This window comes from Streptomyces sp. NPDC057617 (genome assembly GCF_042800555.1).
In the GTDB taxonomy this organism is placed as follows: Bacteria; Actinomycetota; Actinomycetes; order Streptomycetales; family Streptomycetaceae; genus Streptomyces.
On sequence record NZ_JBHVGV010000013.1, the window covers coordinates 42739 to 56462 of the forward strand.

The following is a 13724-nucleotide window of genomic DNA, read 5'->3' on the forward strand; positions in this document are numbered from 1 at the left end:
AGCCGCAGATCAACTCTCCGGGAGCGGCGCTTCTGATCAAAGTGTCCCGACAGACTGGCCATTCACAAGCTCCCGCCCTGTAGCCCGGACAGAGCCGTCTATCGGGTTCGACTGCCTCATGCCAATCCCCACATCTTGCAGTCAAACATAGGTTCACTCGATTGGGTCGGATCTGAGCGGAAAGGGCGAGAGAGCAACAGACCCCCCTCATGATTTTTCTCAGGCCAGATCTGCTGCATGAGGGGAAATCATGTCCAATGTTTTCGCTATCATCACCGAACAAATCCTGCGCAAATGCGGCGGGGAGCCCATTTGCACACACGTGGGTGACGTTCAGATTTGCGCAATCAAGAAGCATCCAACGTATCAGACATTCCGCAGGCAAGTTCGCCTAAATCGCAAGAAACCCACAGCAAGCCTGCGCCTCTGGGAGTCAGTAGTCACCCTTGCAAGAGAAGGCGATGAACAGGAACGAGAGAAATGGCTGATGATCGTATTGGATTTACTAACCCCATACCTCGAGGGATGGTCGAAGGATCTGGCACGAAAGTGGCATTATGAAATTTCTGACATCAGGTCTGCGATGATAGAAGGACTCCTCGAGGCGTGGTCTTCTACGGCAGACGGTGCAACTTCCAAGAAGTTGCGAGATACCATGATGACTCGCGCCTTCGCCCGCGCTCGCAGCCTAGTGGACGCCGGATCCTCAGAGACATGTACGGATAGTGTGGAGTTTTGGATTTCAGAGGGCACCCACGTGGGTGACTCCACGCTACGTGCGTCGTCAATTATCGACACTGGCGCAGTAAGGGATCCGGACGCCGATGAGAGAATTCGCGGTGAGCGAATAGGGTCCCTGCTGCAACGAATGGGCGCCATGGACCAGGCGAACCGCCTACACGGTGAAATCCGAGATGGCTGCCGCAATGAGGCACATGCTCCTACTATTACCCCTGCGCAGGTCGGGCGATCCTGGGTCGATGGGAGGAATCTTTACTATCGATTTTCCGACCTCCTGCCGCAGTATATAAGCTTTAAGGAAGCGGCCAATATCGTTGGCTTCTCGGAATCACAAGCGTCAAGGAGAGCCGGGAAGGGATCCCTTCCCTTTCGCGTGCTCTGGATTGGTAATAGCAGGGTGGTTTCAGTCAAGTCACTCATGCACATGCTGGGCATCCAAGACTCCATATTGCATCCCGATGACGTGGAGAATGGAGCTTCCCATATCGTCGGTTAATAGAAATTCGACGGATTATGGTCAGGATGGCCCATGCCTCTGCCGGTGGTTCGTCGAACTCGTTGACAGCAGCAGGCCAACCCGGCCACGCCGGCGAATTGACGCCCGTCGCGTTTCGCTTCCACAACGGATACGCCAAGACTTGTCGGGGCCACCGGCGCCGAAGTCAAAGCCACCTGGCACCTGGCACCTGGTAACCACGGACCTTCTCCGCCCCAATCGTCCACCCTCGGCAAACTGCCCCCATCCGCCCGCTAGCCGCAGCGAAAGCGTCCGTATGCGCCCGGTTCGCCATCGCGGCGAGACGGATCCCCGGCAGGTGATCTCAGCCTCGCTTATCCCCCGGCGCTGAGCAGTGTCCTTGCCGTCGTTGCAGTTCTAGTTGCATTCACCTCTGTCCGGTCCGATCCCATGCCGTTGAACTCTCCGCCGCAGGTCAGGACACCCCTGAAGTTCCCGGGACGCCAGCACGAACAGTTGGAGAGCGTGTTGGGGGCAACGGTCGGCTCCGTCGCGTCTCTTCGCTTCCGAGGCCAAGGACGCTTGGTCAGTCCGTGATGCCGGCGGCTTGGATGAGGGTCTCGGCGGTGGTGGCGGCCAGGCCCTGGAGGTTGTCCGCGCCGATGCCGGCGCGGGTGCTCGCGCCGTCGTAGAGGATGGCGAGCTGGCGGGTGAGGAGGTCGGGGTCGGTGGCGTTTCCGCGCTCCGCCTCGGTGCGGAAGAAGCTCTCCAGGTAGTGCTTGATGCGGGCTGCCACGATGCTTGCGGGGTGGGCGGAGTCCTTGAGTTCCACCTGTGGCGCCAGGTAGGCGCAGCCCCTGTAGTCCGGTGACCGGGCGAACTCTTCCAGTTGCCGGAAGACATGGAGCAGCCGGGCGCGGGGGCTCGGGCTGAAATCGGGCGGAGGCAGCAGGAAGGCCGCGTCAGCGAGTGCGCGGCGTTCCAGTGCGGCCACGAGCAGGGCGTCCTTGCTGTCGAAGAGCTGGTACATCGACTTCTTGGAGATCCCGGCGCTCCTGCAGAGCGCATTGGCGCCCACGCCGACGCCGTGGCGGTAGAAGAGGTCGACCGCGGCGTTCAGGAGCCGTTCCCGCTGTGAGGCATTGACGGATGCCTCACCATTGGCGGATGCCTCCGGGGCCTCGGGCACCACGTCGGATGCGGCCTTGTCGATGGTCATGGCATTGAGGTTACCTGGCGAACTCGACAGTGGAAACCGATCGGTTTACAGTGGCTGCAAGGCAGGAAACCGATCGGTTTCTCGTTGTGCCCCGGTCGTGCCACAGCGCGGCCAGGCCGTTCCTCACGGAAATCCCCTCCATCCTCCGGACAGGAAGAAGCCCAGCTCATGGCTCTCAACGACTCCGTCGCCTTCGTGACCGGCGGCAACCGCGGCCTCGGCGCCCAGTTCGTCCGCGCCCTTCTCGAAGCCGGCGCGAGCAAGGTGTACGCGGCGGCCCGCGATCCGCGCACTGTCACGGCCGAAGGCGCTGTCCCGGTGCGGCTCGACATCACCGACCACGCTTCGGTCCTCGCCGCCGCCGAGCAGGCGCAGGACGTCACCCTGCTGATCAACAACGCCGGAATCCTCACGCCCACCAGCGTCCTGGAGGGCGACCTCGACACGTACCGCCTTGAGTACGACACCCACGTGCTCGGCACCCTCGACGTGACCCGCGCCTTCGTGCCGACCCTCGCCCGCAACGGGGGCGGGGCGATCCTCAACGTCCTGTCCGTACTGTCCTGGGCGTCGGTTCCGTACCAGGCGGCGTACTGCGCGGCCAAGGCCGCCGAATGGTCCGTCACCAACTCCCTGCGCGTGGAGCTGGCCGGCCAGAAGACCCAGGTGACGGCACTGCATGTCGGCTACATGGACACCGACATGATCGCCGGCCTGGACGGCGTCGAGAAGGCCGACCCGGCCGACATCGCCAAGATCGCTCTCGAAGGCGTCGAGAGGGGCCAACTGGAAGTGGTCGCCGACGCGTTCCCCCAACAGATCAAGGCAGGACTCTCGCTCGGTGTCGAAGCCCTCTACCCGCAGTTCGCACAGGCCTGAGGCCACCGCAGTCCGGCCGGCACCACCACAGCCCAGCCGCACCACCGGGGTGCCGCCCGCGACCCCAACGAGCGCAGTCGGCTTGTGACTTCGGCGCCCCATCAACAGAAGGACGCGACAGTGACACATCTTCTGGATCTCGTACTGGAAGCTCACGGCGGCAAGGAACGCTGGAGCAAGGTCACGGCAGTGACGGCGGTGTCGCGCATCGGCGGGCCCATGTGGTCCCTGCACCAGGTGCCCGGCGTCCTCGGCAGCCATGAGGTCACGGTCGACTTCGGCACGCAGCGTACTGTCCTCCACGACTACACCGAGGCCGGGCTGCGGGGCATCTTCACCCCTGACCACGTGTCGATCGTGGACGAGGACGAGCGCACGGTGAAGGAGCGCCGCGACCCCTTCGCCTCATTCGACGGGTTCAGGACGGACACCCCCTGGGACATGCTGCACGCCCTGTACTTCGTCGGCTACGCCACCTGGAACTACCTCACAGCCCCCTATCTGCTGACCCTGCCGGGCGTGCGGGTCCGGGACCTGGCACCGGAGCAGCCGGCCCTGGACCCGCGGCCCGGCCTCAGCGGCGGGTGGCGACGCCTCGGCGTCACCTTCCCGGACGACATCACGGTCCACACCAAGAACCAGACCTTCTACTACGACGAGCACGGCCTGCAGCGTCGCATGGACTACGCGCCGCGGGTGACAGGCGGCATTCCCGCGGTGCACATGATCGACGGCCACCAGGAGTTCTCGGGATTGGTCTTCCCCACCCGCCGCCGCGTCTTCGTCCCCGACCCCGGCGGGCCGGGCCTGCTCGCCGACCCCCTCATCACGCTGGACTACTCCGACATCCACGTCGGTTGAGGAGTTGAGAAGTTGAGGAGGGGCAACCCTCCGCGGCTGTTCCGAGTTGCCGGATATTAACACCTACGGCGTAATTGAAGGTGGTATGCCTCGGATCGGCTGAAGCCGGTCGAAGGGCCACGCTGAGGAGGGTGCGGCGATGAAACTCGCGACATTCGAGGCCGGTGCTGGACAGCATGTCGGTTTCATCGACGGTGACGAGGTGGTGGACCTGACAGCGGCCGATCCGTCGTTGGCGACGATGATCGAACTGCTGGAGCGCGACCCGAGAGAGGTGTCGACCGCCACCAAATCGGCCCCGAGGCTGCCCCTGTCGGAGGTGAAGCTGTGCGCTCCGGTCCCCAGGCCGCCCAAGTTTCTCGCCATCGGCTACAACTACGCCGCTCATCTTGAAGAGACCCACATGGACCGGCCGACCCGCCAGGCATGGTTCAACAAGCAGCAGACCTCCGTCATCGGACCCGGCGATCCGATCTGGATCCCGGCGATCGCGCCGGACGAGGTCGACTACGAGGGCGAACTCGGTCTGGTGATCGGCAAGCGGTGCAAGGACGTCCCGAACGAGAAGAAGGCGGTGCTGGACGTAGTCGCGGGATTCACCATCATCGACGACGTCAGCGTGCGCGATTGGCAGACCCTTGAGCCGGGCATGGTGGTCAGCAAATCGTTCGACACACACGGCCCGATCGGTCCGTGGATCGTCACCCCCGATGAGATCGGTGACCCGCTCGATCTGCGGTTGCGTACGTACGTCAGTGGCGACCTGCGCCAGGACGGACACACGGCGGACATGCTCTTCGATCTGTACGAGCAGGTCGCCTACCTCTCCAGTGCGTTCACTCTGGAGGTCGGAGACGTACTGGCCACCGGCACCCCGAGCGGCATCGCGTGGCACCGGCCCGGCATGTACCTCAAGGCGGGCGACACCGTGCGCGTAGAGATCGAAAAGATCGGAGCCCTGGAGAATCCGGTCATCGACGAACCTCACCAACCGGCCGGCTACTAGCGAGGTTCGGTACTAGCGAGGTTCCCGGCCACTAGTGCGGTTCGGGGAGCCATCGGCGTACGTACTCCCCGCCCGGGTCGAACCGCCGGGCCTGGACGAGGGGGTTGAGGACGCGGTTCGGCCGGGTGTCGGTACCGGTTCCGGCCATCCACTGCCAGTTGAGCTGGTTGTTCGCGATATCGCCGTCCACCAGCAGCTCCAGGAAGTACCCGGCCCCCACCCGCCAGTCCGCGCACAGCGTCTTGGTGAGGAAGCTCGCCGTCAGCAGACGGGCGCGGCCCGGCATCCACCCCTCGTACCGGAGCTGCCGCATGGCCGCGTCGACGACCGGGTATCCCGTGCGGCCCTCCTGCCAGGCCCTGATCTCCTCGGCGTTCCGGCGCCAGCGGTCGTGCCGGGGGCGGTAGTCGTGCCGGGCCGCGTCGGGGCGGGCGGCCAGGACCTGGTGGTGGAAGTCCCGCCACGCGAGCTGGCGGACGAAGGCGTGCGCCCCGGGACCGCCGTGCGCGCGGACCCGGTCCAGCAGCTCGACCGGGGACAGGCAGCCGAAATGCAGGTAGGGGGAGAGCCTGGAGGTCGCGTCGGCGGCGAGATCGTCGTGCAGGTCCGCGTACCGCGCCAGGGGACCGGCCAGCCACGACCGCAGCCTTCGGCGCCCGTCGGACTCCCCGCCGACGGGCAGCCCCGGCGACACGGGTCCCGGCGCGAGGGACTCCGCGCGCGGCAGCCCGGCAGAGTGCACCTCAGCCGAGCGCAGCCCGGCCAGACGCACCTCGGCCACCGGCACCCTGGCCGGAGCCGGAAGGACGCCGCGTACGGAGAAACCCTCCCACCTGCGGAAGTACGGGGTGAAGACCGCGAAGTGGTCCTTGCCTGCGGGGACCAGCGCCCCCGGCGGTACGGCCGTCACCGAGGCGTCGTGGACCCGCAGCCCGCGCCGGTCTGCCGCCAGCGCCGCGCGCAGCCGGTCCTCGCGCCGTACCGCGTAGCGGCTCGCCCCGCCAGCGACATGGACCGTTCCGGCCCCGGTCTCCGCCGCCACCCGGCAGGTCTCCTCGACCACGTCACCGGTACGCACCACCAGACGGCCGCCCCGGGCACGGAGCGCCGTGTCGAGGTCGGCCAGGCTGTCGGCGAGGAAGGCCGCCCGGTTCGGCACGGCGAATCCCGTTCGGCTGATCCCGGTGTCGACGACGAAGAGCGGCACCACGCGTTCCGCTTCCCGCAGGGCGGCCCGCAGGACCGGATTGTCGTGCACCCGCAGGTCCGCGGTGAACAAGGCGACCGAGACACGCATGGCCTGCTCCCCTCAGCGCCCACCGGCCGGACCGGACCCAGCCGGACCGGACCCAGCCGGACCGGACCCGGCAGCCTGGGACCCGTCAGCCGGGGATCCGGCAGCCGCCGACTCGGCCCCGCCGGACCCGGCAGCCGTCGACTCCGCCACGGCTGACTCAGCAGCGGACTCCGCCGCGGCCGCGATGTTACGGGCCATACCGCCGAAAACCGCCGCGTGGAACGGGGCGACACCCCACCAGTACGCGTGTCCGGCGAGGCCGTGCGGATGGAACAGGGCGCGCTGCCCGTACACCGTCCGCCCCCGCGGATCCCGGTCCACGGTCATCTCCAGCCAGGCCAGGCCAGGCAGCCGCATCTCGGCTCTGAGCCGGAGCAGCCGTCCCGGCTCGATCTCCTCCACACGCCAGAAGTCCAGGCTGTCCCCGACCCTCAGTCGGGTCGCGTCGCGGCGGCCCCTGCGCAGGCCGACACCGCCCGCCAATGTGTCCAGCCACCCCCTCAGGGACCAGGCCAGCGGCGAGGAGTACCAGCCGTTCTCACCGCCGATGCCCTCCACCACGCGCCACAGAGCCTGCGGCGACGCGGCGACCGTGCGCTCACGGTGATCCATGTAGAGGCTGCCGCCGGCCCAGTCGGGATCGGTCGGCAGCGGATCGCTCGGCGCGCGCGGGGTGGACGCGGAGGACCAGCGGGTGGCCACATCTGCGCCCCGGACGCGCTGGAGGGCCAGCCGGATCGCGCGGTCCAGACCCACGGGTCCCTCCGGCGGCTCCTGGACGTAGCGCACGATGTCCCGCTCCGTGCAGACCACCGTGTGCCTCAGCGACTCGACCAGCGGCCGTGCGATCGCCCCCGGCACAGGTGTGACCAGACCGACCCACAGGCTGGACAACCGGGGAGTGAGCAGCGGAACGGGGAGAATCACCCGCCGTGAGAGGCGCGCCGCCTCCGCGTACCGCCGCATCATGTCCTGGTAGGTGACGACGTCCGGTCCGCCGATGTCGAAGGCGCGGCTCACGCCGTACGGGAGCCGGGCGCACCCCACGAGCAGCCGGAGCACGTCACGGACGGCGATCGGCTGCGTACGGGTACGCACCCAGCTCGGAGTCACCATCACGGGCAGCCGTTCGGTGAGGTAACGCAGCATCTCGAACGAGGCCGAACCCGACCCGATGATCACGGCCGCCCGCAGCACCGCGGTGGGCACCCCAGAGGCGAGAAGGATGTGTCCCACTTCGGCGCGGGAACGCAGATGGGGCGACAACGAGCGCTCGGGCACCCCTGAAGGGCTCAGACCTCCGAGGTAGACGATCCGCCGTACGCCCGCGGCACGCGCCTGCTCGCCGAAGATCCTGGCCGCCCGTCTGTCCGTCTCCTCGAAATCGCGTCCGGTGCCCAGCGCGTGCACGAGGTAGTACGCGACATCCATGCCCTCCATCGCCGCGCGCACGGACACCTCGTCCGTCGCGTCCCCGCGCGCGGTCTCCGTCCGCCGGGCCCACAGGTGATCACGCAGCTTGTCCGGGGAGCGGGCCAGGCAGCGCACCGAATGCCCGGCCGCCAGCAGCTCCGGCACCAGCCTGCCGCCGATGTATCCGGTGGCACCGGTGACCAGACAGCGCAGCGGCTGGTCGTCGCCGGTCATGCCGACCGCGCGGAAGTGGTACGGCGGCTGCGGGCCGGTGGCACACGGAACGTCACACGGAACGTCATGTCCCTCCACGGACGTCGTTCCCCGCTCCCCATGCTTCGGCCCGCACGCGGCCGGCGCAACTCCGCCGGCCGCACCGCTGTCGCCCCCTCACCCGCCTCGGCGAGACTTACGCCTCAGCGAGACTCACGCCTCAGCAGGGCTTACGCCTCGGCGAGCAGCGGGTCGTACGCGGTCGAGTGGCGGCGGCCCGACATGAAGGACAGGAAGTCCTGTACGAACGCGCTGCGGGAGTAGCTCTCGTCCGTGGCGGCCGGGGTGCGGTGGAAGGCGGTTCGGAACAGGGTTCGGTGCTCGGTCGCGTCGATGCGCTGGTCGCCGTTCTTGTCGGTGGCCTCGAAGAGGACCTCGGCGACTCGGATCAGGGCGGGCCCGGCCAGGGACGGGACGGCGGCGGCGTATTCCTGTTTGCTGATGCGGCCGTCGCCGTCGGTGTCGAGGGCCGACTGGAGTTCCTTCCACCACTCGGCGTATGCGTTGTAGAGCCGCGTCTCCTCCGGTTCGTCCAGGTCCAGCCGGGTGGACAACTCCCGTGCCATGGCGGCGAGATCGGGCCAGTCCAGGTGGCCGTCGCCGGTCTGGTCCAGTACCGCGTCGAAGAACTCCTCGGCGCTCCGCCGCGGCGCGGGTTTTTCGGCTTCCTCGGCTTCCTCAGCGAAGCCGGGCTGTGCGGGAAAGGGCGTGACCAGCCTGAACAGGGCGCCGGCCCGTTTCATACGGCTGTGCAGTGCCGCGATCGTCGCGGCCCGGGGGTCGTCGCTGTCCGGGGAGAGATACAGCAGGTCGGTGAGGGCTTCTGTCTCGATCCAGCCTTCGGGCAGGAAGCGCGCCAGGCCGGCGGCCATGTACGCACCGTGCATCAGCGTCTGAGCGCCGGGGATCTCGGGCAGGCCCGCCCGCCGACGGAAGGGTTCCGGGAGGGACGCCACGGTGACCGTACCGATGACCGGGCCGGCCAGCGTGCGGCCGGCCGCCCATACGGTGGGCAGACCGCTCAGCAGAGGCGGCGCCGGGAGATGGTCGAACAACTTGTAGAGGATGATGCGCAGCGCCTCGGTGTTCTCCAACTCCGTCTCGACCGTGTGGTCGTAGTACTGCCAGAACTCCTTCAGGGTGGGCGGCAGATGGCCGGCCTGATCCCCCAGGGCCGCGAGGAAGGCCTGGAATTCGGCGTACAACTGCTCCATGGCGCTCTGCTTGAGCGGCTGTCCGCTCAAGCGGCACATGGTGACGGAACTCTCGAACAGCGTCGCGACGACCCAGGCGCGGACCTGGGGGTCCATCGCGTCGTAGGGCCGGTTCTGTGCGTCGGTGCCGTTCAGGCGCGTGTGGAGGCGGTTGAGGCGCGCCGCCTCCCTCTGCCGTACGTCGTCGTCGGCGCCGAACATGCGCTGGAGGCTCACGAGCGTATTGCGCAGCCGTCGCCAGGGGTGCATCACAAACGTCGAGTTGTCGATCAGGGCCGCGCCGATCTGCGGGTGGGCGGCTTCCAGTACGGTGGCCCGGACCATGGCCAGTGCCCAGCGCGGGTCGTTGAAGAACCGGTGGAACTGCGAGTCCGGGCCGAACAGGTGTCCTGGCTGCGTTTCGGGAGTTGGGTTGCTGCCCGTGTCGGTCACTGGGGAGGTTCTCCGTTCGCCTTCGGCGTCACGCCGCCGAAGCGGCGGCTGCGTTGCTGGTAGGTGTGCAGGCACTCCAGGAAGTGCGGCGCGCGGAAGTCGGGCCAGAGCACCGGCGGGAAGATCCACTCGGCGTAGGCCACTTGCCAGAGCATGAAGTTGGAGATGCGCTGCTCGCCGGAGGTCCGGATGACGAGATCCACATCGGGCGTGTCCGGAAAGGGCAGATGAGCGGCGAACTGCCGCTCGTCGACGGCATCGGCCGAAACCCCGCTGCGGATGAGGGACCGTGCCGCCTCGACGATGTCCCTGCGTCCGCCGTGATCGAACGCCACGGTCAGCGTCATGCCCCGGTTCGTGCTGGTCAGCGTCATCAGGTCGGCGAAGTCCCGGGCCAGCGCCGGGGGGATCCTCGGGTCCGTCACGCCGAGGAAGCGGCAGCGGATGCCCCGCGCGTACAGCAGCGGGGCGTGTTTGCGTACGACACGGCGCACCAGCCGCATCAGGAAGTCGACCTCGTTGCCCGGGCGTTGCCAGTTCTCGGTGGAGAACGCGTACAGGCTCAGCCACTCGACCCCGGCCGTCCGTGCCGCCTCGATGACGTCGATCACCGTTGCCTCGGCCGCCCGGTGGCCCGACGTACGGGGTAAGGACCGCCGTGCCGCCCACCGGCCGTTCCCGTCCATCACGCATGCGACGTGACGCGGCACGCTCGGCGGCGGCCGGTCCTCGGCGGCCGGGCGACGCGCATGTGTATGCGCATCCGCGTCCGCATCCCCCACCGACAAGGCAGCAGCGCCCATGGCTCGTTCAACCGTCACATGTGCCCCCCGGCCGTCACGACACAGTCCCCCACCGCGGGCGCCGCTCGGATCGCCCCTCAGCAGGGTGCCGGTACGTCGTCCCGGGCACACCGCTATCTCTGCGCATTCACCCGCAGTACGTCTGTCCGATCTCACGACCACGCAAACGCGTGACGTGCCTGGACTGCGCTGCTGCTGCTCCCGAACGCGCCCTAGCCGCAGGCCGGGCACAGCCCCCGGTACGTGACCTCGACCTCGGACACCGTAAAGCCGAACCGTTCCTCCGCCGGCAGGTCGGCCAGCGGGTTGCCGGTCGGGTGGACATCGCGGATCGTGCCGCAGCTGGAGCACACCAAGTGCTGGTGCGGATGGTGCGCGTTGGGGTCGTAGCGCTTGGCGCGGCCCTCGCTGGAGACCTCCAGGACCTCGCCGAGGGAGACCAGTTCGCCCAGGGTGTTGTAGACGGTCGCCCGGGAGATCTCGGGCAGCCGCTCCGCCGCGAGGGCGTGCACCTCGTCGGCCGTGAGATGTACGTGGTCGCCGTCGAGGACCTGCGCGACAACGCGCCGCTGGGCGGTCATCCGCCAGCCACGCCCGCGCAGTCGCTCCAGCAGGTCACTCATGTCGGTTCACCTATTGAGGTTTGTGGGACGCCTGAAGTTTATCAGCGTACGTCCGGATTCTAAGCGAATATACTTTTAGTGCACTTCTTGACTTGGACTCCGTCCATCGTAGGATCGGTTCCGGCGACAGCCAAGGGACAGGGAAGACTCGGACAGGAACCTTCAGCACGGCCGGCCGGCCGGCCCGGTTCGACGGACATGCCCCGGCTGTTCCAGCGCCCGCATTTCCTGAACACCGTGACCCGCCTGGTCCGGAAGGATTTCCATGTCTGAGAACCATGATGCAATCGACATAGACGCGAAGACGGAGAGCGGGGGTGGCTGCCCGGTCGCGCACGGGCGCGCCCCGCACCCGACTCAGGGCGGCGGAAACCGCGAGTGGTGGCCGGAGCGGCTCAACCTCAAAATCCTCGCCAAGAACCCGGCCGTGGCCAACCCGCTCGGCGAGGAGTTCGACTACGCCGAGGCGTTCAAGGCCCTCGACCTCCCGGCCGTGAAGCAGGACATCGCGGAGGTGCTGACGACCTCGCAGGACTGGTGGCCGGCCGACTTCGGCCACTACGGCCCGTTCATCATCCGGATGGCGTGGCACAGCGCCGGCACCTACCGGATCAGCGACGGCCGCGGCGGCGCCGGAGCCGGCCAGCAGCGCTTCGCGCCCCTCAACAGCTGGCCGGACAACGGGAACCTCGACAAGGCCCGTCGTCTGCTCTGGCCGGTCAAGAAGAAGTACGGCCAGAGCCTCTCGTGGGCCGACCTCATGATTCTCGCCGGCAACGTCGCCCTGGAGTCGATGGGCTTCGAGACCTTCGGCTTCGCCGGCGGCCGCGCGGACGTCTGGGAGCCCGAGGAGGACGTCTACTGGGGTCCCGAGTCCACGTGGCTCGGCGACGAGCGCTACACCGGTGACCGCGAGCTGGAGAACCCCCTCGGCGCGGTCCAGATGGGCCTCATCTACGTCAACCCCGAGGGCCCGAACGGCACCCCCGACCCGCTCGCCGCGGCCCGCGACATCCGGGAGACGTTCCGCCGGATGGCGATGAACGACGAGGAGACCGTGGCCCTGATCGCGGGCGGCCACACCTTCGGCAAGACGCACGGCGCGGGCCCGGCGGACAACGTCGGTCCCGACCCGGAGGCCGCCTCGATCGAGGAACAGGGCTTCGGCTGGAAGAACAGCTTCGGTACGGGCAAGGGCGCGGACACCATCACCTCCGGCCTTGAGGTGACCTGGACCAGCACGCCCACCCAGTGGGGCAACGGCTTCTTCAACAACCTCTTCGGCTACGAGTGGGAGCTGACCAAGAGCCCGGCCGGCGCCAACCAGTGGAAGCCGAAGGACGGCGCCGGCGAGGGCACCGTCCCGCACGCGCACGACGCCTCGAAGAAAATCGCGCCGTCCATGCTCACCACCGACCTGGCGCTGCGCTTCGACCCGGTGTACGAGCCGATCGCCCGCCGGTTCCACGAGAACCCCGCGGAGTTCGCCGACGCGTTCGCGCGGGCCTGGTACAAGCTGACCCACCGCGACATGGGCCCCAAGTCGCTGCTGCTCGGCCCCGAGGTGCCGGCGGAGACCCTGCTGTGGCAGGACCCGCTGCCCGAGGCGGAGTACGGGACGATCGGCGCCGCGGACATCACCGCCCTCAAGGCGAAGATCCTCGAATCCGGTCTGAGCGTCGCCCAGTTGGTCACCACCGCGTGGGCGTCGGCCTCGACCTTCCGTGCCAGTGACAAGCGCGGCGGCGCCAACGGTGCCCGTATCCGCCTGGAGCCGCAGCTCAACTGGGAGGTCAACAACCCGGGCGAGCTGGCGGGTGTGCTGCGTACGCTGGAGGGCATCCAGCAGGAGTTCAACTCCGGCGCGGGCGCCGCGAAGGTCTCGCTGGCCGACCTGATCGTGCTCGGCGGCGCCGCCGCGGTCGAGAAGGCCGCCAAGGACGCGGGCTTCGACATCGAGGTGCCGTTCACCGCGGGCCGCGTCGACGCCACGGACGAGCACACCGACGCGGAGTCGTTCGCCGCGCTCGAACCGTCCTCGGACGGCTTCCGCAACTACACCGGCAAGGGCAACCGGCTGCCGGCCGAGTACCTGCTGATCGACCGCGCGAACCTGCTGACCCTGAGCGCCCCCGAGCTGACCGTCCTGGTCGGCGGACTGCGCGTACTGGGTGCGAACTACGACGGCTCGAAGCTCGGCGTCCTCACGGACCAGCCGGGCGCGCTGACCAACGACTTCTTCGTCAACCTGCTCGACCTGGGTACGACGTGGAAGGCGACGTCCGAGGACGCGAACACGTTCGAGGGCAGCGACGCCGCGACCGGCGAGACGAAGTGGACGGCCAGCCGCGCCGACCTCGTCTTCGGGTCGAACTCCGAGCTGCGCGCGCTCGCGGAGGTCTACGCGAGCGATGACGCGAAGGAGAAGTTCGTGAGCGACTTCGTCGCGGCGTGGAACAAGGTCGCGAACCTGGACCGGTTCGACCTCGTCTGATCACGACGTACG

At 67.9% G+C, this 13724-nt stretch carries 11 protein-coding genes; 5 read left to right on the plus strand and 6 right to left on the minus strand.

All coding sequences use genetic code 11. The annotated features are described in order from the left end of the window. Window positions 1–250: 250 nt before the first annotated feature. On the plus strand, window positions 251–1237 hold the full coding sequence (locus tag ACFU9P_RS27920; RefSeq protein WP_384085921.1) for a hypothetical protein: 987 nt from the start codon (window positions 251–253) through the stop codon (window positions 1235–1237). Window positions 1238–1784: 547 nt separating this feature from the next. Here ACFU9P_RS27920 and ACFU9P_RS27925 read toward each other — a convergent pair. Beyond that, entirely contained in the window at window positions 1785–2417 is a 633-nt protein-coding gene (locus ACFU9P_RS27925; protein WP_384085924.1) for a TetR/AcrR family transcriptional regulator, read from the minus strand. 168 nt (window positions 2418–2585) lie between these two features. Here ACFU9P_RS27925 and ACFU9P_RS27930 point away from each other — a divergent pair, with 168 nt between their 5' ends. From ACFU9P_RS27930 to ACFU9P_RS27940, 3 genes are all read left to right on the plus strand, one after another. Then, complete coding sequence (locus ACFU9P_RS27930) at window positions 2586–3296, plus strand: SDR family oxidoreductase (protein WP_384085927.1); 711 nt, start codon at window positions 2586–2588, stop codon at window positions 3294–3296. 120 nt (window positions 3297–3416) lie between these two features. Next, the gene (locus ACFU9P_RS27935) at window positions 3417–4157 is read left to right on the plus strand and encodes a hypothetical protein (protein WP_384085930.1); all 741 of its coding nucleotides are present in this window, start codon (window positions 3417–3419) and stop codon (window positions 4155–4157) included. Between the two features lie 139 nt (window positions 4158–4296). Next, a complete protein-coding gene (locus ACFU9P_RS27940; RefSeq protein ID WP_376381251.1) occupies window positions 4297–5163 on the plus strand; it encodes a fumarylacetoacetate hydrolase family protein in 867 nt (288 codons plus the stop codon). Between the two features lie 31 nt (window positions 5164–5194). Here ACFU9P_RS27940 and ACFU9P_RS27945 read toward each other — a convergent pair whose 3' ends face one another. From ACFU9P_RS27945 to ACFU9P_RS27965, 5 genes are all read right to left on the minus strand, one after another. Continuing rightward, entirely contained in the window at window positions 5195–6460 is a 1266-nt protein-coding gene (locus tag ACFU9P_RS27945; protein ID WP_384085933.1) for a cryptochrome/photolyase family protein, read from the minus strand. Between the two features lie 12 nt (window positions 6461–6472). Further along, entirely contained in the window at window positions 6473–8107 is a 1635-nt protein-coding gene (locus tag ACFU9P_RS27950; RefSeq protein WP_384086368.1) for an SDR family oxidoreductase, read from the minus strand. Between the two features lie 209 nt (window positions 8108–8316). Next, window positions 8317–9792: an oxygenase MpaB family protein gene (locus tag ACFU9P_RS27955; protein ID WP_384085936.1), complete on the minus strand. Its 1476-nt coding sequence runs from the start codon at window positions 9790–9792 to the stop codon at window positions 8317–8319. Next, window positions 9789–10595: a polyprenyl diphosphate synthase gene (gene uppS, locus ACFU9P_RS27960; RefSeq protein WP_384086371.1), complete on the minus strand. Its 807-nt coding sequence runs from the start codon at window positions 10593–10595 to the stop codon at window positions 9789–9791. The genes ACFU9P_RS27955 and uppS overlap by 4 nt, the downstream gene beginning before the upstream one ends. Window positions 10596–10807: 212 nt before the next feature. Next, a complete protein-coding gene (locus ACFU9P_RS27965) occupies window positions 10808–11218 on the minus strand; it encodes a Fur family transcriptional regulator (RefSeq protein WP_376381260.1) in 411 nt (136 codons plus the stop codon). A gap of 265 nt (window positions 11219–11483) precedes the next feature. Here ACFU9P_RS27965 and katG point away from each other — a divergent pair, with 265 nt between their 5' ends. Next, on the plus strand, window positions 11484–13712 hold the full coding sequence (katG, locus tag ACFU9P_RS27970; protein ID WP_384085941.1) for a catalase/peroxidase HPI: 2229 nt from the start codon (window positions 11484–11486) through the stop codon (window positions 13710–13712). The last annotated feature ends 12 nt before the right edge of the window (window positions 13713–13724 follow it).

Excerpts from the sequence above, each read along its gene's own strand:
- ACFU9P_RS27920 (WP_384085921.1), top strand. The coding sequence starts at position 251 with ATGTCCAATGTTTTCGCTATCATCACCGAACAAATCCTGCGCAAATGC.
- ACFU9P_RS27930 (WP_384085927.1), top strand. The coding sequence starts at position 2,586 with ATGGCTCTCAACGACTCCGTCGCCTTCGTGACCGGCGGCAACCGCGGC.
- uppS (WP_384086371.1), bottom strand. The coding sequence starts at position 10,595 with ATGGGCGCTGCTGCCTTGTCGGTGGGGGATGCGGACGCGGATGCGCAT.
- ACFU9P_RS27945 (WP_384085933.1), bottom strand. The coding sequence starts at position 6,460 with ATGCGTGTCTCGGTCGCCTTGTTCACCGCGGACCTGCGGGTGCACGAC.
- ACFU9P_RS27950 (WP_384086368.1), bottom strand. The coding sequence starts at position 8,107 with ATGACCGGCGACGACCAGCCGCTGCGCTGTCTGGTCACCGGTGCCACC.
- ACFU9P_RS27940 (WP_376381251.1), top strand. The coding sequence starts at position 4,297 with ATGAAACTCGCGACATTCGAGGCCGGTGCTGGACAGCATGTCGGTTTC.
- katG (WP_384085941.1), top strand. The coding sequence starts at position 11,484 with ATGTCTGAGAACCATGATGCAATCGACATAGACGCGAAGACGGAGAGC.
- ACFU9P_RS27965 (WP_376381260.1), bottom strand. The coding sequence starts at position 11,218 with ATGAGTGACCTGCTGGAGCGACTGCGCGGGCGTGGCTGGCGGATGACC.
- ACFU9P_RS27925 (WP_384085924.1), bottom strand. The coding sequence starts at position 2,417 with ATGACCATCGACAAGGCCGCATCCGACGTGGTGCCCGAGGCCCCGGAG.